The sequence below is a fragment of the Massilia luteola genome (assembly GCF_034420155.1).
Lineage (GTDB): Bacteria > Pseudomonadota > Gammaproteobacteria > Burkholderiales > Burkholderiaceae_D > Telluria > Telluria luteola.
The window spans coordinates 1-25,278 of sequence record NZ_JAXOFN010000049.1 but is presented as its reverse complement, the minus strand read 5'-3'; the positions used below and the strand labels follow the sequence as shown (position 1 = coordinate 25,278).

21 protein-coding genes and 1 pseudogene are annotated in these 25,278 nt (G+C 68.8%); 10 read left to right on the top strand and 12 right to left on the bottom strand.

What is annotated here, in order from left to right; genetic code table 11:
- The first annotated feature begins 77 nt into the window (after positions 1-77).
- Both U9J41_RS27905 and U9J41_RS27900 read left to right on the top strand, forming a co-directional pair.
- Positions 78-2,387 carry a WD40/YVTN/BNR-like repeat-containing protein gene (locus tag U9J41_RS27905; RefSeq protein WP_322405442.1) on the top strand — a complete coding sequence of 770 codons (2,310 nt, stop codon included), beginning with the start codon at positions 78-80 and terminating at the stop codon, positions 2,385-2,387.
- Between the two features lie 19 nt (positions 2,388-2,406).
- Complete coding sequence (locus U9J41_RS27900) at positions 2,407-3,111, top strand: type II secretion system protein N (protein ID WP_322405441.1); 705 nt, start codon at positions 2,407-2,409, stop codon at positions 3,109-3,111.
- 10 nt (positions 3,112-3,121) lie between these two features.
- Here U9J41_RS27900 and U9J41_RS27895 read toward each other — a convergent pair whose 3' ends face one another.
- The 4 genes from U9J41_RS27895 to U9J41_RS27880 are packed head-to-tail and all read right to left on the bottom strand — an operon-like array spanning position 3,122 to position 6,173.
- Positions 3,122-3,820, bottom strand: coding sequence for a hemerythrin domain-containing protein (locus U9J41_RS27895; RefSeq protein WP_322405440.1), 699 nt, complete (start codon positions 3,818-3,820; stop codon positions 3,122-3,124).
- Positions 3,801-4,088 (bottom strand): hypothetical protein, encoded by a 288-nt coding sequence (locus tag U9J41_RS27890; protein ID WP_322405439.1) that lies wholly within the window; start codon positions 4,086-4,088, stop codon positions 3,801-3,803. The genes U9J41_RS27895 and U9J41_RS27890 overlap by 20 nt, the downstream gene beginning before the upstream one ends.
- The gene (gene ku, locus U9J41_RS27885) at positions 4,089-5,171 is read right to left on the bottom strand and encodes a non-homologous end joining protein Ku (protein WP_322405438.1); all 1,083 of its coding nucleotides are present in this window, start codon (positions 5,169-5,171) and stop codon (positions 4,089-4,091) included.
- Positions 5,172-5,186: 15 nt separating this feature from the next.
- Positions 5,187-6,173 carry an SDR family oxidoreductase gene (locus tag U9J41_RS27880; RefSeq protein WP_322405437.1) on the bottom strand — a complete coding sequence of 329 codons (987 nt, stop codon included), beginning with the start codon at positions 6,171-6,173 and terminating at the stop codon, positions 5,187-5,189.
- A gap of 139 nt (positions 6,174-6,312) precedes the next feature.
- Here U9J41_RS27880 and U9J41_RS27875 point away from each other — a divergent pair, with 139 nt between their 5' ends.
- From U9J41_RS27875 to U9J41_RS27865, 3 genes are all read left to right on the top strand, one after another.
- Positions 6,313-7,779 carry a GGDEF domain-containing protein gene (locus tag U9J41_RS27875; protein ID WP_322405436.1) on the top strand — a complete coding sequence of 489 codons (1,467 nt, stop codon included), beginning with the start codon at positions 6,313-6,315 and terminating at the stop codon, positions 7,777-7,779.
- On the top strand, positions 7,776-9,419 hold the full coding sequence (locus U9J41_RS27870; protein WP_322405435.1) for a SulP family inorganic anion transporter: 1,644 nt from the start codon (positions 7,776-7,778) through the stop codon (positions 9,417-9,419). Before U9J41_RS27875 ends, U9J41_RS27870 begins: the two co-directional genes overlap by 4 nt.
- Before the next feature lie 91 nt (positions 9,420-9,510).
- Complete coding sequence (locus U9J41_RS27865; RefSeq protein ID WP_322405434.1) at positions 9,511-9,672, top strand: hypothetical protein; 162 nt, start codon at positions 9,511-9,513, stop codon at positions 9,670-9,672.
- 190 nt (positions 9,673-9,862) lie between these two features.
- On the opposite strand, the gene U9J41_RS27860 is transcribed toward U9J41_RS27865, so the two are convergent.
- A complete protein-coding gene (locus U9J41_RS27860) occupies positions 9,863-10,495 on the bottom strand; it encodes a 1-acyl-sn-glycerol-3-phosphate acyltransferase (protein ID WP_322405433.1) in 633 nt (210 codons plus the stop codon).
- A 205-nt stretch (positions 10,496-10,700) separates the two neighbouring features.
- Here U9J41_RS27860 and arsC point away from each other — a divergent pair, with 205 nt between their 5' ends.
- On the top strand, positions 10,701-11,048 hold the full coding sequence (gene arsC, locus U9J41_RS27855) for an arsenate reductase (glutaredoxin) (RefSeq protein ID WP_322405432.1): 348 nt from the start codon (positions 10,701-10,703) through the stop codon (positions 11,046-11,048).
- Positions 11,049-11,218: 170 nt separating this feature from the next.
- Here arsC and U9J41_RS27850 read toward each other — a convergent pair whose 3' ends face one another.
- On the bottom strand, positions 11,219-12,388 hold the full coding sequence (locus U9J41_RS27850; RefSeq protein WP_322405431.1) for a right-handed parallel beta-helix repeat-containing protein: 1,170 nt from the start codon (positions 12,386-12,388) through the stop codon (positions 11,219-11,221).
- Between the two features lie 246 nt (positions 12,389-12,634).
- Here U9J41_RS27850 and U9J41_RS27845 point away from each other — a divergent pair, with 246 nt between their 5' ends.
- From U9J41_RS27845 to U9J41_RS27835, 3 genes are all read left to right on the top strand, one after another.
- Entirely contained in the window at positions 12,635-14,128 is a 1,494-nt protein-coding gene (locus U9J41_RS27845) for a glycoside hydrolase family 30 protein (protein WP_322405430.1), read from the top strand.
- Positions 14,129-14,411: 283 nt separating this feature from the next.
- Positions 14,412-16,520: an elongation factor G gene (fusA, locus tag U9J41_RS27840; protein WP_322405429.1), complete on the top strand. Its 2,109-nt coding sequence runs from the start codon at positions 14,412-14,414 to the stop codon at positions 16,518-16,520.
- A 111-nt stretch (positions 16,521-16,631) separates the two neighbouring features.
- The gene (locus U9J41_RS27835) at positions 16,632-17,462 is read left to right on the top strand and encodes an aldo/keto reductase (RefSeq protein ID WP_322405428.1); all 831 of its coding nucleotides are present in this window, start codon (positions 16,632-16,634) and stop codon (positions 17,460-17,462) included.
- Positions 17,463-17,711: 249 nt separating this feature from the next.
- On the opposite strand, the pseudogene U9J41_RS27830 reads toward U9J41_RS27835, so the two are convergent.
- A pseudogene (locus U9J41_RS27830) lies at positions 17,712-17,912 on the bottom strand (EAL domain-containing protein); the annotation flags it as partial.
- Positions 17,913-18,100: 188 nt separating this feature from the next.
- Positions 18,101-18,550 carry an acyl-CoA thioesterase gene (locus U9J41_RS27825; protein ID WP_322405427.1) on the bottom strand — a complete coding sequence of 150 codons (450 nt, stop codon included), beginning with the start codon at positions 18,548-18,550 and terminating at the stop codon, positions 18,101-18,103.
- A gap of 276 nt (positions 18,551-18,826) precedes the next feature.
- On the opposite strand from U9J41_RS27825, the gene U9J41_RS27820 reads away from it, so the two are divergent.
- Complete coding sequence (locus U9J41_RS27820) at positions 18,827-19,225, top strand: hypothetical protein (RefSeq protein ID WP_322405426.1); 399 nt, start codon at positions 18,827-18,829, stop codon at positions 19,223-19,225.
- Positions 19,226-19,315: 90 nt separating this feature from the next.
- On the opposite strand, the gene U9J41_RS27815 is transcribed toward U9J41_RS27820, so the two are convergent.
- From U9J41_RS27815 to U9J41_RS27800, 4 genes are all read right to left on the bottom strand, one after another.
- Complete coding sequence (locus tag U9J41_RS27815; RefSeq protein ID WP_322405425.1) at positions 19,316-20,221, bottom strand: hypothetical protein; 906 nt, start codon at positions 20,219-20,221, stop codon at positions 19,316-19,318.
- A 40-nt stretch (positions 20,222-20,261) separates the two neighbouring features.
- Entirely contained in the window at positions 20,262-22,919 is a 2,658-nt protein-coding gene (gene pepN, locus U9J41_RS27810) for an aminopeptidase N (RefSeq protein WP_322405424.1), read from the bottom strand.
- Positions 22,920-23,131: 212 nt separating this feature from the next.
- The gene (locus tag U9J41_RS27805) at positions 23,132-24,196 is read right to left on the bottom strand and encodes an alkene reductase (RefSeq protein WP_322405423.1); all 1,065 of its coding nucleotides are present in this window, start codon (positions 24,194-24,196) and stop codon (positions 23,132-23,134) included.
- A 166-nt stretch (positions 24,197-24,362) separates the two neighbouring features.
- A protein-coding gene (locus tag U9J41_RS27800; RefSeq protein ID WP_425260250.1) for an IS5 family transposase occupies positions 24,363-25,225 on the bottom strand; the annotation gives its coding sequence in 2 pieces (ribosomal slippage) (positions 24,363-24,856 and positions 24,856-25,225; 864 coding nt in all).
- Positions 25,226-25,278 lie beyond the last annotated feature (53 nt).

Here is a 25,278-nt window from a genome sequence, read left to right as displayed (position 1 = left end):
GAATGTCTTCGGCGTGGGGTGTCGTCCAGCTTCACATCACTCGATCAAAAATACGAACTACGACGGAGATCACTGGAATGAAAATCAATCGATGCACTAAGGCGCTCATCGGGAGCGTGTTCGGCGGCGTCCTCATGGCGGGACTGGTCGCGGCACCCGCGCAGGCCCAGAGCTACACCTGGCAAAACGTGCAGATGGTCGGCGGCGGCTATGTCGACGGCATCGTCGCCCACCCGGGGCAGCAGGGCCTGTTCTATGCCCGCACGGACGTCGGCGGCGCCTACCGCTACAACGCGTCGACCGCCACCTGGATCCCGTTGAACGACTGGACGCCGAGCGCCAACAATAACTGGATGGGCGTCGACAGCATCGCCGTCGACCCGAGCAATCCCAGCATGGTCTTCATGTCCGTCGGCGCCTACGACAGCTGGGCGTACGTGCCCGCCGGCGCGATCCTCGTGTCGTCCAACCAGGGCGCCACCTTCACCGCCCACCAGATGCCGTTCCCGATGGGGTCCAACAACACGGGCCGCGACGCCGGCGAGCGCCTGCAGGTCGACCCGAACAACGGCAACGTGCTGTTCTACGGCACCCGCAACGACAACCTGCCGACGCCGTACAACAACGGCATGAACGGCCTGTGGACCAGTACCGACAAGGGCAGCACCTGGACCCAGGTCGCCGCCGGCAATGCGCCGCCGCTGTCCAGCGACGGCACCGGCGCCGGCATCGTCTTCACCGCGTTCTACAAGCCGTCGCTGGCCAACGGCCGTACGCAGACCATCTTCGCCGGCGTCTCCGACAGCAAGGCGCCGTCGACCCTGTACGTCAGCACCGACGCCGGCGCGCACTGGAGCGCCGTCAGCGGCGGGCCGGGCGCGACCAGCGCCGGCGGCATGTATCCGAACCACGGCCTGATCGGGCCGGACGGCAACCTCTACATCACCTACGGCAATTCGCCGGGCCCGTACGGCATGAGCAGCGGCCAGGTGTGGAAGTACAACGTCGGCCAGAAGACCTGGCAGAACATCACGCCGCTCGTTCCCACCTCGTCCGATACGTTCGGCTACGACGGCCTGGCGCTCGACGCGAAGAAGCCCGGTACGCTCATCGTCACCACGGTCGACCGCTACTCCAACGGCGACACGATCTTCCGTTCGACGAACAGCGGCACGTCCGGCAGCTGGATCGACCTGAAGCCCAAGGCCACGATGAGCTGGACGCAGTCGCCGTGGGCGCCGTGGGGCCATCCGACCGGATTCCAGGGCTGGATGAACCCGGTCATCGATCCGTTCAACTCGAACAACGCCTTCTACGGCACGGGTGGCGGCATCTTCGGCACCACCAACCTGACCGCCGCCGACAGCGGCCTGGCCACCAACTGGGCCATTGCCGCCAAGGGTATCGAGGAGACGGTGCCGCAGACGATCGCGTCGCCGACGTCGGGCGCGCCGCTGATCGCCGCGATCGCCGACGTGTGCGGCTTCGTCTTCAATTCGCTGACGACGCCGCCCAATTCGATGATTTCCACGACCAGCGGCACCGGCGTCGCCGGGGCCTGCACGTTCGGCAGCGGCATCGACTTCGCGCGCGGCAATCCGGCCAAGATGGTCATGGTCGGCAGCAATCCGTATTCGAGCCCGGTGCCGGTCGGCGTCGTTTCCTCCAACGGCGGCAGCAGCTGGACCGCGTTCCCGACCCTGCCGGCCGGCATGAAGAAGGGCGAAGGTTCGGTCGCCGTCAGCTTCGACGGCAATTCCATCGTCTGGTCGCCGCACACGGACGACAACCTGCACCCGGTCTACACGACCAATGGCGGCGCGTCGTGGTCCACCATCTCGTTCTGGGGTAACACGCTGCCCGTCGGCACGAAGGTCCTGTCGGACGGCGCGCAGAACGTCTTCTACGCATGGCAGTCGGGCACGACGAACTTCTATGTCGGGAACGGCGCCGCCAGCTGGTACCAGGCGGCCGCGCTGCCGGTCGCGCCGACGCAGGTAACGGCGGTGCCGGGCCGCGGCGGCGAAGTGTGGATGGCGGCCAGCTCGGGGCTGTACAAGAGCACCAACTCGGGTTCGACCTGGAATGCGCCGATCACGATCACCTATTTCGGCTATGCCTTCACCCCGACGTCGATCGGCTTCGGCAAGGCCGCGGCGGGCGCCAGCTACCCGGCCATCTACTCGGGCGGGCAGTTCTCCGACGGCACGACGGGCCTGATGCGCTCCACCGACGGCGGCACGACGTGGACGAAGATCAACGACGGCAACCACCAGTGGAGCGGCATCAGCCAGGTCGTCGGCGACATGCGGACCTTCGGGACGGTCTACCTGAATATCGCGGGCGGCATGGGCCGGGGCATCATCTACGGCACGTCGGCGAACTGACGGTGCGCGGCACGGTGGTATGCTTCCGGCCACCGTGCCCGCTCACCGCAACACCCACCGAAAGACAGACGTGAAACATTTGCCGCTCGCCGCCGCCGTTACCCTGTTCAGCGCCGTCTGCGCATCGGGCGCCTACTGGGGGCTGCCATGGTTCCAGCCGCCGGTGCGGGCGGTCGTGGCGGCATCGCGGGCGGATGTGGCACCACCGTCCATCGACGCCGCCGCGGGGCTCTTCGGCGGCGCGCCGGCCGGTCCGGCGGCCAGCGCGTTCCAGCTGAAGGGCGTCATCGACGCCGGGCCGGAGGGCGTGGCGATTCTCGCCGCGGACGGCAAGCCGGCGCAGGCGGTCGGCATTGGCAGCGAGGTCGGGCCCGGCGTGCGCGTGCGGGAAATCCACCAGCGCTACGTGCTGCTCGACGATGGCGGTGCGCTCAAGCGGCTCGATCTGCCGGACAGCGCGGTCGCCGGACTGTCACTCGTCGCGGCGGCGGCGCCGTCCGGCGCGCCCGCGCGTGCCGCGCCGCCGCTCACGCCGGCCACGGTCGCGCGGTCGGGCGGGCCGATGCCGCCGCCGGTCATGGATCCCCACCTGGCCAGGACGCCCGGCCAGGCGCCGGACCCGATACGGCAGATGCAGGAAACGCAACAAATGCAACAAATGCAGCGGATGCACAGGCCGGCGGGCGTCGGTCCCGCGGCGTTCGGCGCGAAGCCGGTGGGCTGAGCGGCGCGGCTCAGGCGGCCGGCGGCGCCGGCATCGTGAAACGGGCCAGGTCGTCGATGCCGAGGCGCGTCTCGATGGCCGCGATCCGCTTGACGGCATCCTCGAAGCCGTCGTGCCCGAACATGCGCTTCTCGATGTCCTCGAACCGTTCCGACATCTCGTCGTAGGCCTTGCCGGACAAGGCGTCCTTCCAGGCCGGGAACACGATCGTGTCCTCGCGCGCCGTGTGATGTTCGTACATCAGTTCGAAGGCCTCGAGGGCCTGGGCCAGCGGCAGCACGTTGCCGCCCGCGATGCGGCCCCGCGCCGTCGCGCGCAGCACATAGTCGGTGAGCTGGCGGCCGCGGTCGTGCTGGGCGCGCAGCACGTCGACGTAGGCCGCGGCCGGGCCTTTCACCTTGCGCACGGCGGGAAAGATGTGCTCTTCCTCCAGCTTGCGTTCGTGGTAGTCCTCGCCGAACGTGCGGAACAGCTGCGCCGTCTGCGCCAACGCGTCGGCCGGCACCCGGGCGGGATCGCTGCGCAGCCGCGCGGCGGCCGCGCGGTAGACGAGCAGGGCGCGGCGCAGCACGCCGTGCTCGCGCATCAGGTCTTCGTTGGCGCCGACTTCCTTGCCCTTGTCCTTGTCGTCGGCCGCCCCCGCGGCCGCGGCGACGCCGCCCGCCGCCAGGACGAGGAAACCGCGCCGCTCACGTCGAATGTCGTCCATGCGTCACTCCTTTGTCGTCCACGGGGTCGCCCGGTTCGTTGCGCACGATGGCGCGGATGTTCATTGCCGCGAGCCCGGCCTGCAGCGCGATCAGCGCCCACGCGCCGTCGTGCAGGCCCCACACGATCCACAGCACGTTGCTGGCGATGAAGGTCCAGAACCCGACGACGCGCTTTTTGGCATGGCGGGCGCCGACGAGGAAGGCGGCCACCAGCGTCACGGCCATCGCCGGCCATTGCAGCAGGTCGAGCAGCGTGTCGACATCCACTCAGGCGGCCTTCCTGCGCCGCGCCGGCGTCGTCTTTGCCGCCGTCTTTGGCGCGCGCTTGGCGGCCGTCTTCGCCGCTGTCTTCGTCGCGGTCTTCGCCGAGGTGGACTTCGCGGCCGTCGTCCGCTTCGCGCCCGCATGCGTGGCCGCGTGCGCGGGGGCCTTGCGCGCGCGCGGCGGCGGGGTGTCGTCCGCGTCCTCGTCGGCGGCGCGCGCCGGCTTCTTGGCCCTGGCCGGCGGCGGCGGTTCGTCGTCGTCGTCGTCGTCGTCCGCCGCGGCTTTCGCGGGCTTCTTGCCCAGGCTGGCCTGCAGCAGCGAGACGAGGTCGATGACGTTCGTCTTCGCCGGCTTCTCTTCCTCCGGCTCCGGTTCCGTCAGGGTCTTGGTCTGGTTGGCGGCGACCTTCTTCTTGATCAGCGCCAGCACGTCTTCGCGGTAGGTGTCGTGGTACTGCTGCGGCTTCCACTTCTCGCTCATGCCCTCGACGAGCGCCTTGGCCATCTGCAGCTCCTTGTCCGTGACCTGCGCCGCCTTCGAGTGTTCGCCCGGGATCTTCAGTTCGTCGGTGGGGCGGATCTCGTCCGGATAGCGCAGCGTGTTCAGCACGATCGTGTCGCCCACGCACACGAGGGCGGCGAGATGCTGCTTGACGCGGATGACGACGTTGGCGATGCCGATCTTGCCCACTTCGCGCAGGGTCTCGCGCAGCAGCGCATAGACCTTGTCGCCGCCCTTGCCGGGCGCGAGGTAGTAGGGCTGCTCGTAGTAGATCAGCGGGACCTGTTCGGCATTCACGAACGCGATGATGTCGATCGACTGCGTCGCGTCCGGATTCGCCCGGCGCAGGTCTTCGTCCGTCAGCACGACGTATTCACCGTCCTTGTATTCATAGCCCTTGACGATGTCGTCCCACGACACTTCCTTGCCGGTCGCCTTGTTGTAGCGCTTGAAGCCGATCGGCGCGAAGTCGCGCCGGTCGAGCATCGTCAGGTCGAGCCCCTGGTCGCTCGCCGCCGGATACATCTCGACCGGGATGTGCACCAGCCCGAAGCTGATCGCACCTTTCCACATGCTGCGTGCCATCTGGCTCTCCTCGAGTTATTCGCCCACCGATCCCGTGATCGGCAGCACGACGCCGGTGACGTAGCCGGAACATACGTTCGACGCGAGATAGATATATGCCGGCGACAGCTCTTCCGGCTGGGCCGGACGGCCGAACGTCGTGCTCTGGCCGAACTTGGTGATGTCTTCCGGCGACTGGTCGGCCGGGTTCAGCGGCGTCCACACGGGGCCCGGCGCGACGGCGTTGACGCGGATGCCCTTGTCGAGCAGATTGGCGGCGAGGGACATCGTGAACGCGTGGATCGCGCCCTTCGTCGTCGAATAGTCGAGCAGCTTCTTGGACCCCTTGAGACCCGTCACGGAGCCCGTGTTGACGATCGACGCGCCGCGCTTCATGTAGGGCAGGCAGGCCTTCGCCATGTGGAAGTAGCCGTAGATGTTCGTCCGCATCGTCTCGTCGAAGCGGTCTTCGGTGAGGTCGAGCAGCGACTCGGCGTGTTCCTGGAACGCGGCGTTATTCACCAGGACGTCCAGGCGGCCCCACTTGGCGACGATCTGGTCGACGGCCTGCTGGCAGAATTCCATGTCCTTGACGTCGCCGGCGACCGTCACGCACTTCTGGCCCTCGGCCTCGATGTAGCGCTGAGTCTCGGCGGCGTCCTCGTGTTCGTTCAGGTACAGGACGGCCACGTCGGCGCCTTCGCGCGCGAACAGGACGGCGACGGCGCGGCCGATGCCGGAATCGCCGCCCGTCACGATCGCGACCTGGCCCGCCAGCTTGCCGCTGCCCTTGTAGTGCTCGGCCATGAACCTGGGCTTGAGCTCCATCTGCGCCTCGAGTCCCGGCTTGACCAGATGCTGGGCGGGGAAGTCGCCGCTCGGCTGCTGGATGCCGGTCTGCGCCGCATTGCTCCCACCTGCGCCGCCGCTGCCCTGGTCACCCTTCTGCATGCTGGCGTCGCGCTGGTCCTGGCGGTTCTGGATCGCCTTCTGCTTGTTCGCTGCATCGTCCTGTGTTGCCATGGTCCTCTCCTTGTGCATGATCCCGCCAGTATTCCCGCGCCCGCCGGACGCTGACGGTGCGCTTCCACACATTGCGAGCATTTGCTAGGCGTTGCAGGTGCTTTGTGGCAAACTTGTTACGTAACAGTGCCAGGGGTGGATGATGGTGGAGCAAACGGAACAGGAAGCAGGGCGGACGGGGATTTACCTGAGTCCGATGGCGCAGCGGCGCGCCGAATTCGCGGACGCGTGCGCGCCGCTGTTCGCGCGCCTGCACCTGGCCGACAGCGCCGACGTCGCCGCCAGCCTGCTGGCGCGCGCGCAGCCGGACCTGCTCGTCATCGACCTCGACCGCTTCGAGCCGAGCATCGACCTCGACGCGCTGGGCGACCTCGTCGCCCGCCGCGCCGGCCTGCCCACCTTGCTGCTGTGTCCTTTCGGTGGCGCCGGATGGCTGCCCGCGCTGATGGCCCGCGGGCCCGCCGGCTATGCGGTCACGCCGCTCGACGCGGCCGCGCTGCGTGCGGCGGTGGAGGCGCGCCTGGCGGCGCCGGACGCCGCCGGGGCGGCCGGCGATGCGGTCGACCTGCGCACCCTGCTCGACCTGCGCGCCCGCGTGCAGGCCGCCGTGATCGGCGCGGAGGACGCGCATACGCTGTCCGAAGCCCTGTGCGCCGCCCTGTGCGCGTGGCCGGGCGTGCTGCATGCCGGCGTGTTCCTGCTCAAGGACGGCAACGACTTGCAGCTGGTCGCGCAGCAGGGGCCGGACGGCCTGCTGCTCGGCGCGCTGCTGCAGCGCACGGACCGCCTGCTGCAGGCGCCGCTGCGCCACGCCTTCCCGGGCCTGCTGGCCGCCGCCGGCGGCGTCGCCGCTCTCGTCGAGGCACCCGAACAGCCCGGCGAGCCGGCGCTGGCGGCAAGCTTGCGCGCGCATGGCGTGGCGCTGGCGCTGGGCCTGCCGATTCCGGCCGACGGCCCCGGCGCGCCGCGCGGCGCGCTGTCGCTGCTGTTCGGCGCCGCCCGCGCATTCTCCATGGACGAGTGGAACACCCTGCTCGACGTGGCGCGCCTGGCCGCGCTGGGCCTGCGCCACGCCGCCATCGGCCAGGAAAACGAACACCTGCTGGCGCGCCTGACGTATATCTCGACGACGGACGCCTTGACCGGCGTGGCCAACCGCCGCCACGGCGAGGAGCTGCTGGACAAGGAAATCAAGCGCGCGCGCCGCTACCGCGTGCCGCTCGCGCTGCTGTCGTTCGACATCGACCGCTTCAAGGCCGTCAACGACACCTATGGCTATCCGGTCGGCGACGTGGCGCTGCGCACCGTGGCCGACACCGCGCGCGCCGTGCTGCGCGCCAGCGACATCCTGGTGCGCTCGGGCGGCGAGGAATTCCACATCATCGCGCCGCACACCAGCGCCATCGACGGCCTCAAGATGGCGGAAAAGGTGCGCGTGGCGATCGAACAGGCCGAGATCCCCGGCTGCGACCACGTGACGGTGAGCCTCGGCGTGGCCCAGCTGGGGGAGCAGGAGAGCGGCGATTCGCTGACCCAGCGCACCGACGCCGCCCGCGCGCGCGCCAAGCGCGCGGGCCGCAACTGCGTCGAACTGGCGATGCAGTGAGCGGCCGCGGTGCGCCGGCGCCGCGCGGCGCCGCCTTTGCCGGCGACGTCGTCGCAGGCATCGTCGTCGCCATGATGATGATCCCGCAGGGCATGGCGTACGCCCTCGTCGCCGGCCTGCCGCCCGTGGCGGGCCTGTACGCCGGCATCGTGCCGCCGCTGTTGTACGCCTTGTTCGGTTCGAGCTCCACCCAGTCCGTCGGGCCGATGGCCATCATCGCGCTGATGACGGCGTCCGCGCTGGCGCCGCTGGCGGTCCCCGGCACTGCGCTGTACGGCGTGCTCGCCGCGCAGCTGGCGCTCGTCTCCGGCGCCGTGCTGCTCGCGTGCGGCCTGCTGCGCGTGGGCTTCCTCGCGAACTTCTTTTCGCGCCCCGTGATGAACGGCTTCACGCTGGGCTCCGCCGTCGTGATCGCGCTGGGCCAGGTGCGGGCCTTGCTGGGCGCGGCGCCGCCACAGGTGCACGGGCCCAGCGCCATGCTCGGCGTGGGCAGCGTCGCGCTGCTGCTGTTCGCACGGCGCTGGCTGGCGCCGCTGCTGCGCCGGCTCGGCCTGCCGCCCGGCGCGGCCGACATCGCGGCGAAGCTGGCGCCGATGCTGCTGGTCCTGGGCGGCATCGCGCTCGTCGCGGCGCTGCGCCTCGACCGCATGGGCGTGCGGGTGATCGGCGCGGTGCCGGCCGGCCTGCCGCGCCTGGCCCTGGCGACGTCCGCCGTGCATTGGCCGGAGCTCGTCAAGCCGGCCGCCCTGATCGGCTTCATGAGCTTCCTGATCGCGATGTCGGGCGCGCAGGCGCTGGCGCTCAAGCGCGCGGAAAAGCTGCACACGGACCGCGAACTGGTGGCGCTGGGCCTCGCGAATATCGGCAGCGCATTGTCCGGCGGGTTTCCCGTGACGGGCAGCCTGTCGCGCTCCGCCGTGAATGTCGCGGCCGGCGCGCGCACCCGGCTGGCGGGCGCCGTGACGGCGGCGCTGCTGGCCGGCGCGCTCGTGCTGCCGACCGGATGGCTCGCGCTGCTGCCGCTGCCGGTACTGGCCGCGACGATCATCGTCGCCGTGCTGGGCCTGCTGGACTGGTCGACGCTGCGCACCGCGTGGCACTACGACCGCGCGGACGTGCTGGCGCTGCTGGCGACGGCCGGCGGCGTGCTGCTGCTCGGGGTGGAGGCGGGCGTCGTGGTGGGCCTGCTGCTGTCGCTGGGGACCATGATCTGGCGCGAGAGCCGGCCGCACATCGCCGTGCTGGGCCGGATTCCGCACACTGAGCATTTCCGCAACGTCGATCGCTACACGGTCGACACGGACCGCGGCGTACTGCTGCTGCGCATCGATGCGGGCCTATTCTTCGGCAATATCGAAGCCGTCACCCGGCGCATCGAGGACGCACTGGCGGCGCATGGCGAGGCGCGCGAGCTCGTGCTCGTGCTGTCGGCCGTGAACGCCATCGACAGTTCGGCACTGTTCGGCCTGCTGGACCTGAACCGGGTGCTGGCCCGGCGCCATATCCGCCTGCACCTGGCCGAAGTCAAGGGACCGGTGCTCGACCGCCTGCGCGCGTCGACACTCTTGCGTGAGCTCAGCGGCCGTCTCTTTTTGAGCACAGCCAATGCCTGGGATGCCCTCGCACGGCACGACACATGATTGCAAGCAAATCCCAGCTGTGGCAGGATGGAACCAAGGTTTTAGAGAAAAGGTGGATATCATGCCGCGCCCCAGCACTATCGTTATTCTGTTGTCAACCGTCGTCCTGGTTGCCCTCGGTTTCGCCGCCGCCGTTCCGGCCGGCATCGCCCTCGCGCTGACGTTCGAACTGGCCGCCTCCAAACGCGACGCCGACCGCGCGCGCACCCTGCGCCCCGTCCGCGTGGCCCGGCCACTGCGCCGCCGCCGCTGACCGGCGCCGGCCTTCCGCCGCCCGCCTGACCGGTATCCGCTGCCGGCCGGGCTCGCCGGCACGCTCCGCGTTTCCCTCGTCGCCGCGCGCGACCGTCTGCCGGCGTCACGCTGGCGTTGCCGTTATCACATTCCTCCGAAATTTACCGGCGCCGGGGCTGGCCTCTGCCCGCTCGCCTGTGCGTGCTTGCCTATGCCTGCTTGCGCGCGCCGTCCGACCGCTGGGCGGGGTCGCCCAGGCGGATCGGGGCCGCGTTCTGCGGATACAGCGCACGCACGCCGTCGTAGGCGTGGGCGATGGCCGCCATGTCGGCGGCTTCGTCGCCCGTCATCGTCAGCGTGCGGGTGACGTCGATGATCTTCCTGCCATAGTCCAGCGAGACCAGCAGCACCGGCACGTCGGCGGCCAGCGCGATGCGGTAGAAGCCGCTCTTCCAGTGCGGACGGTAGCTGCGCGTGCCTTCCGGCGTGATGGCCAGCCAGAACCACTTCGACGCGTGCATCGTCTGCGCGAGGCGCAGGATCGCGCCCTGCGGCGCGCTGCGGTCGACGGCCACGCCGCCCCAGTAGCGCATGATGGCGCCCATCGGGGCGCGGAACAGCGAATCCTTGGCGAGCCAGCGAAATTGCAGGCCGACCGCCCATTTCGCCAGCAGGCCGACGAAGAAATCCCAGTTCGACGTGTGCGGATACACGACGGCGATGCCGTGCGGGCCGGGCAGGGGCTTGAAGTAGAGATTCCAGCCGATCGCGTTCAGCATGCGCAGCGCGGTGCGCTGGCCCCAGGTCGGCATCGCCTCGGGGCGCATCAGGTATTCTTCCATGTTCTCTCCATGCGGGCGGGCCGTGGGCGGCCTCTGGTCTTGGCTTGACAGTGTTTTAACCGGGGCGTCTCCGCGCAACATCGATTGCGCCCCAGCAAGCAAACCGGGCATTTTATAGCGCTACCAAACGGGGGACAAGCGAAACTACTGGAAGCGTTGCGGCCCCGTCGGTATCATCCTTGCCTCTCAAACAAGGATTTTCAAGATGGACATCACGATTTTTCACAATGCGCGCTGCGGCACGTCGCGCATCACGCTGGACACCATCCGCGCCGCCGGCGTCGAGCCGCGCGTGGTCGACTACCTGGCGCAGCCGCCGTCGCGGGACGAGCTCCGGGACATGATCGCCCGTGCGGGCCTGGCGGTGCGCGACGCGGTGCGCAGCAAGGAAGCGCTGTTCGCGGAACTGGGCCTGGACGCCCCAGCGACGAGCGACGACGTCCTGCTGGACGCCATGGTCGCCCATCCGATCCTCATCAACCGGCCGTTCGTGGTGACGCCGAAGGGTGTGCGCCTGTGCCGGCCGTCCGAACTGGTGCGCGAGATCCTGTAAGGCGCGCACGCCAGGGCGCGTCCCGGCCGGCTCGCGCCGCCAGGAAGCCATCCGGCGGGCTCGTGCCCGCCAGGAACCGGTCCGGCCGGCTCGCGCCTGCCAGGAAGCCGCCCGGCGGGCTCGTGCCCGCCAGGAACTCGTCCGGCCGGCTCGCGCCGCGCCCCGTCCGTTCAGTGCTGGGCGGCGCCGATATCCACGGGCTCCTTCGCGGGCCGCACCTTGCCGTAGAAATCCGGGCCGGTATCGCCCTCCGGCAAGCCTTTGCCGATCGCTGGCGAATCCTGCGCCAGGGCGAAATCCGGTGTCCCGTCGCGCGTGTACGCGACGAAGCGGGGCGGGGCTTCCACCGTGCCGCTGTGCGTCATGCCGTCGGCCAGGTGCCAGTCACCGTCCGGATTCCCGAACACGAGATTGTTGCGGTAGAGGTTGTGGGGGCCCGTCGCGCCCTGTTCCGAAATGCCGTGGCGGTTGTCGTACACGATGTTGTTGACCACCCGCGTGTGATCGTTCGGCCCCTCGGTATGATAGAAATCGCCCCCGCCGACGACGATGCCCGTGTTCGACGCCGTCACCGTATTGTTCGCGACGACGACGTCGTGGGCGTCGTGCCACAGGTGGATGCCGGCCTCGGCGACGCGGTAGACGACGTTGTTGCGGATCGTGGCCGGGGTGTCCACGTAGATGCCCTGCACCCAGCGGCATCCGGGCGGGCCGATGTCGTGCACGCTGTTGCCGATCACGTCGGAATGGGTGCCCTTGTAATAGCTGTCCACGCCGATGCCGGAGCCGCCCGCGCTCGTGCACGGCACGGTGACGGCGACATGGTGGACGTGGTTGCCGACGATGCGGTTGTACGACCCGCCGCTGTAGATGCCCGTGGTCCAACCGATGCCGGCGCTGGCTTCCGGACCATCCATCCCGGAGCTGCCGTCGACGTCGAACCCTTCGATATCGACGTAGCTGGCGCGGTTGTCCCAGCCCAGCGCGGTCGTGGACACGGGCGGCGGCACGATGCGCGCGCGCCAGCGCTCGGTCGCGCGGAACACGATGCGGGCGTTGGCCCGGCCGTCGATCGCCGTGCGGAACCCGCCGCGGTAGGTGCCGGGCAGTACGTTGACGATGGTGCCCGGCGTAACGAGCTGGGCGGCGCGTGCCAGCGAGCGCAGCGGCGCGGCGCGCGTGCCGGGATTCGTGTCCAGGCCGTCCGGCGCGACGTACAACTCGGTGGGGACGATTTCGGGCGCGACCGTCACGGCGGGCGCGTCCTTCATGGTGCAGGCGGCGAGCAGGGCGCAGGCGAGCATGTACAGCAAGGTGCGCAGGTGGCGGATCGGTGTCATGGCGGGGCCTGGACGGTCGCTAACGGCGCAAGTTTGCCGTACATCCCCGGCGGCGCGGCTGTCTGCCTCAATCGAACGTTTGATGCCGCTTAAACCGGACGCGCCGTCGCGCCGGCGGTGCGATATCGCTTGCCGCTGCGCATCGGATCAGGTTCGTTTTGACATGGGGAAAGCGCGGATGGTATAGTCGTCCGACTTCGATTGGTAACGTTTCCAATCGCGCCGACTACCACAACGGGAGACATGATGACGACGAGACGAGACGCAATGCGGCTGCTGGGTGCCGCGACCCTGGCGGGAGGGCAGATGGCGGTGGCCGGCCGGTCCGCGGCCGCGGCCGTGCCCGCGCCGGGCCCCGGCGCGGCGCCGGGACCGGGTGCCGGCTGGCAGGCCGTCACGTCCGCCCCGGGCGCCGAGCGCTTCGTCGCGCGCCCGCTCGGCGGGTTCCAGCCGGCCGGCCAGCCGCCCGAGACCGACATCGACGTGTTCGTCGACACCACGAAGCGCTTCCAGGAAGTGTTCGGCTTCGGCGGCGCCGTCACGGAAGCAGTCGCCGAGGTCCACGCGACGCTCACCCCGGCGCAGCAGCAGGCTTTCCTGACCGCCTACTTCGACCCGCGCGCCGGCCTGGGCTACAGCGTGCTGCGCACGACGATCCACAGTTCCGACTTCGGCAGCGGCAGCTACACGTATGTGCGCGACGGCGACCGCGCGCTGGCCTCGTTCAGCATCGCGCCCGACCTGAAGCTGCGCGTGCCGCTGCTGCGCGCGGCGCTGGCGGCGGGGCGCGCGCACGGCACGGCCGTGCGCGTGTTCGCCAGTCCGTGGAGCGCGCCGGCGTGGATGAAGTCGAACGACAGCATGGTCGGCGGCGGCAGCCTGCTGCCCGAATACCGCGATACGTGGGCGCGCTACGTCGTCAAATTCGTGCAGGCGTACGAGGCGGCCGGCGTCCCGCTGTGGGGGCTGTCCGTGCAGAACGAGCCGATGGCGAAGCAGACCTGGGAATCGATGATGTTCAGCGCCGAGGACGAAACCCGCTTCCTCGGCGACCATCTCGGACCGGCGTTGAAGGCGGCGGGCCTGGGCGGCAGGAAGATCATCGTCTGGGACCACAACCGCGACCTGCTGCCGCAGCGCGCCGCGCACATCCTGGGCGATCCGAAGGCGCGGCCGTACGTCTGGGGCGTCGGCTACCACTGGTACGAGACGTGGGCCGGCGGCGAACCCATGCACCGCAACGTCGCCGCCGTGCACGAGGCCTGGCCCGACGTGAACCTCTTGATGACCGAAGGCTGCATCGAAAAATTCGATCCGGCGCGGCTGCAGGACTGGGCCAACGGTGAGCGCTACGGCAGCCAGATGATCGCCGACCTGAACGCCGGCGGCGTGGGCTGGGTCGACTGGAACATGCTGCTCGACAGCCGCGGCGGCCCGAACCACAAGAACAATTTCTGCTTCGCGCCGCTGCATGCGAGCGCCGACGGGCAGCTCGTGTTCACCCCCATCTACACGGCCATCGGCCATTTCAGCCGCTACATCCGCCCCGGCGCGCGCCGCGTGAGCGCCGCGACGAGCCGCAGCACCCTCGACGCGACGGCGTTCCGCAACGCCGACGGGCGCCTGGCCGTCGTCGTCATGAACCGCAGCGATCAGCCGGTGCGCTACCGCTTGTTCGTCGACCGCCGCGAGGTGGCGGTGGAGATTCCGGCGCGGGCGATCCAGACCGTGGTCGGTTGATTCATCCGTAGTGCATGCACCGTCTCCCGGCCTGGCTGGCCGCCGCGGCGGGGACCCAGGTGCGGGCAGCCGCCGCGCATGCAAACTTGGGCCCCCGCCTGCGCGGGGGCGACGGCAACGTCGATACAGCGGGGTGCCCGCAACGAGCGCGTCGCCAGCACAAACTCCGCACTTCAGTTACATTGTGCGGCACGCCCTGCATGAAGATCAGGTCGCGCCGCCCGGCCTTGAAAATACGGGTATATACACTTACATTGGCGTTCCGTATCCACAGGAGATTGTGATGAGCCGTAAGACCCCCATCGAGCGTTACCGCAACATCGGCATCAGCGCCCATATCGATGCCGGCAAGACCACCACCACGGAGCGCATCCTGTTCTACACCGGCGTCAACCACAAGATCGGCGAGGTGCACAATGGCGCGGCGACGATGGACTGGATGGAGCAGGAACAGGAACGCGGCATCACGATCACGTCGGCCGCAACGACGGCCTTCTGGAAGGGCATGGGCGGCAACTTCGCGGAACACCGCATCAACATCATCGACACGCCGGGCCACGTCGACTTCACCATCGAAGTCGAGCGCTCGATGCGCGTGCTCGACGGCGCCGTCATGGTCTACGATTCCGTCGGCGGCGTGCAGCCTCAGTCGGAAACCGTGTGGCGCCAGGCGAACAAGTACAAGGTCCCGCGCATCGCGTTCGTCAACAAGATGGACCGCGTGGGCGCCGACTTCTTCCGCGTCCAGCAGCAGATCAAGGATCGCCTGAAGGGCAACGCCGTGCCGATCCAGATCCCGCTCGGCGCGGAAGAGCATTTCGAGGGCGTGATCGACCTCGTCAAGATGCGCGCCATCCGCTGGGACGACGCCAGCCAGGGCGTGCGCTTCGCCTACGAAGACATCCCGGCCGACCTGCAGCCGCTGGCGCAGGAATGGCGCGAGCACATGATCGAAGCGGCCGCCGACGCGACGCCCGAGCTGACCGAGAAATACCTGAACGGCGAGGCGCTGATGGAAGACGAGATCAAGGCCGCGCTGCGCGCACGCACGATCGCGGGCGAGATCGTGCCGATGCTGGCCGGTTCGGCCTTCAAGAACAAGGGCGTGCAGGCGATGCTGGACGCGGTCGTCGAATACCTCCCGTCGCCGGTGGACGTGCCGGCGATCGCGGGCCACGACGAGGATGACCGTCCGCTCGAACGGCACCCGGCCGACGACGAGCCGTTCTCCGCGCTCGCCTTCAAGATCATGACCGACCCGTTCGTGGGCCAGCTGACGTTCTTCCGCGTGTACTCGGGCGTCGTGAATTCGGGCGACACCGTGTACAACCCGACCAAGGGCCAGAAGGAACGCCTGGGCCGCATCCTGCAGATGCACGCCAACGAACGCAAGGAGATCAAGGAGGTGTTCGCCGGCGACATCGCCGCGGCCGTCGGCCTGAAGGGCGTCACGACGGGCGACACGCTGTCGGACCCGGACAAGGTGATCGTGCTGGAAAAGATGACGTTCCCCGAGCCCGTGATCTCGCAGGCCGTCGAGCCGAAGACGAAGGCCGACCAGGAAAAGATGGGCATCGCCCTGAGCCGGCTGGCGCAGGAAGACCCGTCGTTCCGCGTGCGCACGGACGAAGAATCGGGCCAGACGATCATGTCCGGCATGGGCGAGCTGCACCTGGAAATCCTGGTCGACCGCATGAAGCGCGAGTTCGGCGTCGAGGCGACGGTCGGCAAGCCGCAGGTGGCGTACCGCGAGACGATCCAGAAGACCGTCGAGAACATCGAGGGCAAGTTCGTCAAGCAGTCGGGCGGCAAGGGCCAGTACGGCCACGTCGTGCTCAAGCTCGACCCGCTGGAACCCGGCAAGGGCTACGAGTTCGTCGACGCCATCAAGGGCGGCGTCGTGCCGCGCGAGTACATCCCGGCCGTCGACAAGGGCATCCAGGAGACCCTGCAGGCGGGCGTGCTGGCCGGCTACCCAGTCGTGGACGTGCGCGCGACCTTGACCTTCGGTTCTTACCACGACGTCGACTCGAACGAGAACGCGTTCCGCGTCGCGGCGTCGATGGCGTTCAAGGACGGCATGCGCAAGGCGTCCCCGGAGCTGCTCGAACCGATGATGCAGGTCGAGGTCGAGACGCCGGAGGAATTCACCGGCAACGTGATGGGCGACCTGTCGACGCGGCGCGGTGTGGTGCAGGGCATGGACGAGATCCCGGGCGGCGGCGGGAAGCTGATCGACGCCGTCGTGCCGCTGGCCGAGATGTTCGGCTACTCGACCACCCTGCGCTCGCTGACGCAGGGCCGGGCCACGTACACGATGGAGTTCAAGCATTACGCGGCGGTGCCGAAGCATATCCTCGACCAGATCGCGACGGCCAGGGCGGCGAAGTAACGTCGGCCCCCGCACGGTGACGTACGGTGGGCACGCCGTGCCTGCGCGGACGTCGGCGCCAGGTTGCCGTAACGCGTGGGCTCGGGGAGCCCACCCTACATGGAGACGACGATGAAACCACTCCCGAAACTCGGCCAGGGCACCTGGAATATGGGGGAAGACCCGTCCGCACGCGCGGCCGAGGTGGCCGCGCTGCGGCTCGGCATGGACCTCGGCATGACCCTCATCGACACGGCCGAGATGTACGGCGAGGGCGGTGCCGAGGAGGTGGTGGGCGCGGCCATCGCCGGCCGCCGCAACGAGGTTGTCCTGATCAGCAAGGTCTATCCGCACAACGCCTCGCGCGCGGGCGTGCGCGCCGCGTGCGAGCGCAGCCTGCGCCGCCTCGGCACGGACCACCTCGACCTCTACCTGTTGCACTGGCGCGGCGGCGTGCCGCTGGCGGAGACGCTGGAGGCGTTCGACGGCCTGCGCGCCGAGGGCAAGATCCGCGACTACGGCGTGTCGAACTTCGACACGGACGACATGCGGGAAGCGGCCGCGCTGCCGCAAGGCGGCACCATCGCGACGAACCAGGTGTTGTACAACCTGGACCAGCGCGGCATCGAATGGGACTTGCTGCCGTGGTGCCGCGCACGCGGCATGCCCGTGATGGCGTATTCGCCGCTGGGGTCGACGCCGGCCGAACAGGGGCGGCTGCTGGCCCGCCCGCAACTGGGCGAGGTGGCGCGCCGCCACGGCGCGACGCCTGCCCAGGTGGCGCTGGCCTGGCTGCTGCGCCAGGACGGCGTCGTCACGATTCCGAAGGCCGTGCAGCCGGCCCACGTGCGCGCCAACCGCGCGGCGCTCGATCTCGCGCCGCAACTGACGCCGGACGACATGGCCTTGCTGGATGCAGGCTTTCCGCCGCCGGGCCAGGGCCGTCCGCTGGCGATGCGCTGAGCGGCGCCCGGCGGGTGTTCGGCGGGTCTCCGGCGGGTGCTCAGCGGGTGCCCAGCCGGGCGAGCAGGTCGCTCGCGGCGAGGGCACGGCTGAACAGATAGGCCTTGTCGCTTGGCGCCCGCCTGGGCGCCCACGGCGGCGGCCTGCGCCTCGGTCTCGATGCCTTCCGCGACGGCGCTCATGCCGAGGCTTTTGCGCCACCGTCACCGTCGCCTCGATCTGCACGCGGTGGTGATGGCTCGTGCCGGCCTGGCAGACGAACGAGCGGTCGATCTTGACCGTGTCCACGGGCAGCTGGTGGAGGCTGGAGAGCGACGAATAGCCGGTGCTGAAATCGTCCAGCCCGAGCGTGACGCCGACGGCCTTCAGTTCGTGCAGGCGCTGCTGCACCTGCTGGTCCTGCGCGGCCAGGCTTTCCGTCACCTCCAGCAGCAACTGGTCCGCGCGCATGCCGTTCTGGTGCAGCACGTCGCGCACGCCTGGTCCGCGCGCCTGACGGCGCCCGAACGGCCGGTCGCCTGGACCTTCGGCCCGCGGCTGCCGCGCCAGGCCAGCGGCAAAGGCGCGGACTGGATCATCGACGCGGCGTGGTTCCGGCCCGCGCCGGCGATCGATACGGTGGGTCGCGCGCCGGTGCGTCAGGATGCGGTCGACAGGTCGGGCACCAGCGCCGCCATGTACGCCGCGAGGAATTCCTGCGGCATCCGGCGCGGCCGGCCGCTCGAGAGCTCGATGCAGACGAGGTCCCAGCGGCCGCGCAGCACCGTCGCGCCGTCGCGTTCGCGCACGAGCTGGAAACGCCGTTCCATCGCCAGCTTGCCGTCGCCCGCGACCAGCCAGGTGCCGAGCACGAGCGCATCGCCGGCGCCGGTCGGCAGCAGGTAGTCGTATTCGCCGCGCCGGATGGCCATCGCCCGGTCGAGTCGGCGGTAGTCGTCCAGCGACAGGCCCAGCGCCTCCGAATGCGCCCACCCGGCCTGTTCGCACCAGCGGACGTAGACGGCATTGTTGGTGTGGTTCAGCCCGTCGATGTCGGCCGCTTGCGGGACGCGGGGCAGGGTGAACGGGTGCGGGTAATCCCAATCCAAGATGGTTCCTTCCGGATGCTGCGGGTGGATGCGGACCGCGCGGGCGCGGGCCGTCCATTTTACGTCGAGGCATGGGTAGCGGGGTCTTTACGCCGGACCCGGCCGATCCGGCCGGCGTGCGGGCGCACTGTATGTTCAAGGTGGTCAGGCGTAGCATGGCGGTCCTTTCGAGAAGCACAGGCTAGCGTGGCACCCGTGGCGCGATCTGATGCAGCTCAGGCGTGCGCGGCGAACCGCGCGATCGGTACGCGGTCTATGCAAATGAGGGAGGCGGCGATGTACACGATGATTCTTTTGCTGTACCTGCAGCGGGGCCTGGACGTGACGCTGGACCAGGCCAGTCTGCGCGGCGAGTACACGAAGCAGGGCACCTGCGAAACGGCAGCGCGCAGGCTGCGCGGGCCGGTTCCCATTCCCCGCAATTACTCAGCGGCGTGGCAGGACGTCATGTGCATCAGGGTGAATACCAACGTCAACGTCAACGGGATGAAGCCGATCGATCTGTCCAAGGCGTTGCAGGCATATGCGCCGCTGCATTGCCAGGCGGAGGGCGCATGGGAAAGGGTGGCTGAGCTGTGCCGCGCGCCGGAACAGTCGGGCAATGGCGAGGAAGGAGGTGGCGGAAGCGGCACGGGCGACGTGCCCGCCAGATCGGCCAGGTCGGCCAGTCGCTAGGCGCGGCAGCGGTGCGGGCGGGATGCCGGCGCAAAGCGGTCGGTGCGGATGGTGGGGACGATGAACGGCGGCTGCCGGACGCAGTGCCGATCAGGGATCGTCGCGGTTCCATGTGACGCCTTTCGGGCAGTCGCTCGCCGAGGCCGAGTTGGCGCCCGCCATGGCGGCGGAGGCGCCGTCGGCCATCCCGCGCAGGGGCATACCGACGCCGCCCGCCCGGCGGCAACGCACCCGGTCGCCCTGCCGGAAGCGGTAGATGACGATGCCGTCCGGTGACGTGTAGGTGTCCGTCTGCAAGGTCAGTGAGCGGTCGATGTGGGCGGCGCCGAGGCCGCGCCGGAAGCGGGCCCAGGGCGTGTCGGCCTCGTCGGGCACGCCCGATTTGCCCTTGCGCAGTTCGTGGTCGATGCGTCCGGCCTGATGCTGCGCGAGGCCCATCGCGAAGCCGCCGCGCGTCGATGCCGGTCCGGCCGGCACCGGCGTGCTCGCGCGCGCATCGGGTGCGGTGCCGGCCGGCCTGGCGGTGTCGAAGACGTCGGGCGCCGGCGCGGCGGCGTCGGGCGTTGGGACGGCCACCGCTTGCGTGTCGGCGTGGACTCGCGTGAGGTCGTCCGGCCTGGGCACGGGCGTGGCGTGCGTCGAGGGCGCGGTGCGGACCGGCGCGGCCGGCGCTGGGGCCGGGCCCGGGGCCGGCCGGGACGGCGCGGGACGCGGATGCGGATCGGTCTGCGCCGGCGGCCGTGCAGCCTGGCCGCCATCGGTTTGCAGGAAGAAGGTGACGACCCGGGGTGGACGGGCCGGCTGTGGACGCCGTTCCTGCGTCCACAGCCACAGCGCGAGCAGGTGGATGATGCACGTGAATGCCAGCACGCCGCGCCGCCGTCGGGTGTGGAAGGCCGGCGCCGGCGTCGCGCCGGGATTCATCGGCGCTCCGCCAGCGGCCGCTGCGGGTGCGGCGCGCGCGGCGACTGCCACGGTGTCATCCGGAGCAGTCATCGCGGTCGTATGCGCGTCATGCATGCCCGGCGCGACGCGCTCAGTGCGCCGTCATGGCCTGCTGGATGGCGACGCAGCGCTGGTCGTCCTGCAATGCGTCGAGCAGGGCGCGGCGGGTGCCGGCGGACAGGGCCTTGTCGACGTCTGCGGCGGCCTGCAGGCGCCGGACGCTGGCCGGCGTGCAGCCGGCCGGGATCAGCGCTGGGCCGTAGGCGCGCATATAGACGGGGCCGGCTGCCTTGTCGAGCTGCGGCAGGCGTGCGAGGCGCGCGTCGGCGGTCTGTTCGCCCAGGCCATGCTGTTCGGCCGGGTACAGGTGCTCCATCGCCGTGCGTATTTTCGAGAACGGCAGCTTGGTCTGCAGGTCGTGCACGGTGACTAGCCACTCGGTCTTGACGGCCGGGTCGGGGCGGCTGACGACGGCTGCCAGGGCGGCGTCCTGGCCCGTGTCCGATTTGTCGCGTGCCAGTTCGGCATCGACGAGGGCGGCGGCGCCCGGATAGCCGTAGCGGTTCAGGCGGCCGATGATCGCCCAGCGCAGGTCCTGGTTGATCGCGAGGCCGTCGACGTGTTCCTTGCCGTCGAGGATGGCGGCGAGGCGGGCCAGTGCGGCCGGCGAGCTGGCGACGGCGACGTAGTTGCCGAACCAGCGGCGCTGGAAGTTGTCGTCGCCCTTGCTCGCGAGCGTGCCGGTCCAGGCCATGTCTTCCAGCTGGCGCGTGACTGCCTGCGCGTAGGCGGCCTGCGGGTCCATCAGGTCGAGGTAGCGCTTGGCGCCGAGGACCTTGCCCAGCACGTCACCCAGCAGTGTGTAATCTTTTTCTTGCGGTACGTTGTTCAGTGCCGTGGCCAGGAAGTCGTTCAGCGGGAGCTTGCCGTCGCGTACGCCGTCCCACAGGCTTTGCCACAGCATCGCACGCAGCAGCGGATCGTCCACCGCGGCCAGGTGGCTGCGCGCACTGTCGAACGAGCGCGGGTCGAGCCTGACCTTGACGAAGCCCCAGTCGTCGTAGTTCGGGTAGACGAGGTCTGGGCACGCGGCGCCGTTCATGGCCGGCACTGCCGTCTTCGCGCCCTTGTAGGTGACGGCGACGTTGCGCTCGAGCTTGTAATCCTTGCCGTCCAGGCGGAATGCGGCCACCTGCACGCGCTGCTCGCGCAGCGTCGGCAGGGCCTTGCTCGGTGCGGTCTGCTCGAGGGTGAAGCCGGCGATCTTGCCGGCCTTGCAGGTGTAGTTGGCGGCGATGGTGTTCACGCCCGCCTGGTACAGCCATTCCTTCGTCCAGCCCGTGAGGTCGCGTCCCGCCGCCTGGCCGAGGCTGCCGATGAAGTCTTCCAGCTTCGCGTTGCGGTACTGGTATTTGACGAGGTAGTTATGCACGCCCTTGCGGAACACGTCGGCGCCCAGCAGGTGGCGCAGCTGGATCAAGGTGGAGGCGCCCTTCGAATAGGTGATCTGGTCGATATTGTCGAACGCGTTCCGCGTCGACGGCACCGGCACCTCGATCGGGTGCGTGGTGGTTTTCTGGTCCTGGGCGTAGGCGCGCTGCTTGCCGTCGGAATAGAAGCCGCGCCAGGCGTCCTTGAATTCCGTCGCTTCGGCCGTGGCGAGCGTGCCCATGAACGAGGCGAAGCTTTCGTTCAGCCACAGGCCGTTCCACCACTGCATCGTGACGAGGTCGCCGAACCACTGGTGCGCCATCTCGTGCATGATGACGTAGGCGAGGCGCGCGCGCTGCTCGGCCGTCATCTCGGCCTTGTACATGAAGCGGCGCTCGGAGAACGTGATCGCGGCGGCGTTTTCCATCGCGCCGTACAGGAAGTCGGGCACGAGGACCTGGTCGTATTTCTCGAACTGGTAGGGGATGCCGAAGTAGTCGTCGAAGAAGGCGAGGCCCGCCTTCGTGTACTTGAACCATTCGGCCGGCTTGATCTGCGCGGCCACGGACTGGCGCGCGAACAGGCGCATCGGGTACTTGCCGCTCGTGTCTTCCCACATCTTGTAGGGACCGGCGTGCATCGAGAAATTGTACGGGCTCAGTTTCTTGGTGCGGGCGAACGTCCAGCGGCGCAGGTCGCCGTCCGGGGCGACGTTCGTCTCGCGCGTCGTCGAGATCACCTGCCAGTCGGCCGGGACGCCCACGGTCACCTGGTACGTGGCTTTCAGGTCGGGCTGGTCGAACACGGCGAACATCTGGTGCGCGGCGGCCGGCTCGAAGTGGGAATACGTGTAGACGCGGCCGTCGACGGGGTCGACCATGCGGTGCAGGCCCTCGCCGTTCGTGCTGTGCAGCCGTTCGTATGCGACGACGACCGTGTTGCGGCCGCGGGTGAGGTCGTGCGGCGCCAGCGTGATGAACCAGCCGTTGTACTGCGGCGTGACGGTCTTGCCGTTGACGGTCAGCGACTTGATCGTGGCCTTGTCGAGGTCGACGGTGAGCGGACTGTTCACGTCCTTGAGGTCGAAGGTCAGCGTCGTCGTGCCACTGAACGTTTCCTTGCCGGTGAGCGTGAAGTCCAGCGCGTAGTCGACGTTGGACACGCGCGCCGAACGGGCGGCGGCGTCGGCCTGCGACAGGAAGGCGTTGTCGGCCCGTGCCGCGGTGGCGGTCGTGGCGGCGTGGACGATTGGGGTAGCGGCGAACGCGAGCGCGGTGGCGGCGGCGAGCGGCATCAGGCGGGACAGGCAGGTCTTCACGGGACTCCTTGCGATGATGAACGAAGGCGACGGCTTGTGGCCGCGCCCAGTAGGAATCTCACAAGAATATCATGTCAGCAATAGTATTCGTACCCATGAGGCGTGCTGACGAAGGTTTTTTTTACTGGATTATATGCATGCGGAAGGAAGTGGATACTCTGCCGTCGGAACGCGTCCGCGCGATGCGGACGCGTCCGTAAAACACGACGGCGTCAGCCGTTGGCCTGCAGGGCCGGATAATCCGTGTAGCCTTCGGCGTTCGGGCCGTAGAACTTGTCCGGACGCGCCGCGTTCAGCGGAGCGTTGCGCTTGAGACGCTCCGGCAGGTCCGGGTTGGCGATGAACCATTGGCCGAAGGCGACGGCGTCCGCGTCTCCGCTCGTCAGCAATTGCGCCGCGCTGTCCTTCGTCAGCTTTTCGTTGGCAATGTAGACGCCACCGAAGATGCGCTTGAGCTGCGGGCCCAGGCGGTCGTCGCCGACGGCTTCGCGGGCGCAGATGAACGCGATGCCGCGCTTGCCCAGTTCACGCGCAACATGGCCGAACGTCTCCAGCGGCGTGGAATCGCCCATGTCGTGGATGTCGCGGCGCGGCGCGAGGTGCATGCCGACGCGGTCCGCACCCCAGACGGCGATGCACGCGTCCGTCACTTCCAGCATCAGGCGCGCACGGTTCTCGATCGGGCCGCCGTACGCGTCCGTGCGCCGGTTGGTGCCGTCCTGCAGGAACTGGTCCAGCAGATAGCCGTTGGCGCCGTGGATTTCCACGCCGTCGAAGCCGGCTTTCTTCGCATTCTCGGCACCCTTGCGGAAGGCGGCGACGATACCCGGGATTTCCTCGAGCGCCAGTGCGCGCGGCGTGACGTACTCCTTCGTCGGGCGCACGAGGCTGACGTGGCCCTGGGGCTGCAGGGCCGACGGCGCGACGGGCAGGTCGCCCTCCAGGAACAGCGGGTCGGAGATGCGCCCCACATGCCACAACTGCAGGAAGATGCGGCCGCCGGCCTCGTGCACGGCGTCGGTGACGTGCTTCCAGCCTTCGACCTGTTCGTCGGACCAGATGCCCGGGGTGTCGGCATAGCCCACACCCATCGGGGTCACCGCGGTCGCTTCGGACAGGATCAGACCGGCCGAGGCACGTTGTGCGTAGTATTCGGCCATCAGGGCGTTCGGCACGCGGCCTGCGCCCACGGCGCGCGAGCGGGTCAGCGGCGCCATGATGATGCGGTTCGGCAGTTCGAGGCTGCCGACCTTGATCGGGTCGAACAAAGTCGTCATTGGTACTCCTGTTTCTCGTTGGTCCGCCGCGCAGTCGCGGCGAAGAGAGGGCATCTTAAAGCAGCGTCGGAAATCCTGCAGGGGGCGCCGCGATTTCGGCCCGCCGGCGTGACCGGTCGGCACCGATGCCATACTGGAGGGTTGGCTAGGGCGTGTCTGACTGATCTCAGAGGAGCCATAAAATAATTGTCGCGACAAGCACGGCCGTAGAGAAGTTATGGCCGCGTTTGTCGTATCGCGTTGCGACGGCGCGGAAGTCTTTTAATCGGTTGATCGCGCGTTCGACGACGTTGCGGCCCTTGTACGCTTCGGCGTCGAATCGTGGAGGCGAGCCACCGCGACGCCCTTTGCGCAGCCGGCTGTTCTGCGCATCAAGTCGTTCGGGGCACACGCAGCGGATGCCCCGTTGTTGGATCTGTCGCCGATAATGCCGGGCACCGTAAGCGCGGTCGACACGCAAGCATGTCGGGCGTTTGCGTGGCCGGCCTCGCCCTGGTCGGGGTACTGAAATGGCGTCAAGAACAGGGCCGATGTTCGCCGCGTCGCTGCATTGGCCGGCCGTGACGATGAAGGACAATGGCAGACCGTTTCCATCCACGCAAAGATGGATCTTGCTGGTGAGTCCACCACGAGAATGCCCCAGCCACTCGTCAATTACATCCCCCTTTTTTCTGCCGCAGGAAGTGTCTTTCGAGCCCCAGCGGCACTTCGCTGAGCTTTCACGTGGGTCGCATCAAGCGCAGCTCCGTCCCAGTCGATGCGGCCGGATGCATCCGCGGCCGCCTGCATGATCTTGAGTAGACGTTGCCATGTGCCGTTGCGCGACCAACGCACAAACCTGTCGTAACAGGTCTGCCAAGGACCGTAGCGGGGTGGGATGTCGCGCCAAGGCGCGCCAGTCCTCAACCGCCACACGATCCCATTAATCACGTGTCTGTGCCCGACATAAGCATGACCGTGATGTGGATTGGGCGGCAAATGTGGTTCCAGCTGCCGCCATTGCTGTTCAGTTAGGTCAGTTCGGCTCATCGCCATCTGACCAACCAAACAAAATTTCGTTCCCTCAGTCAGACAGACCCTAG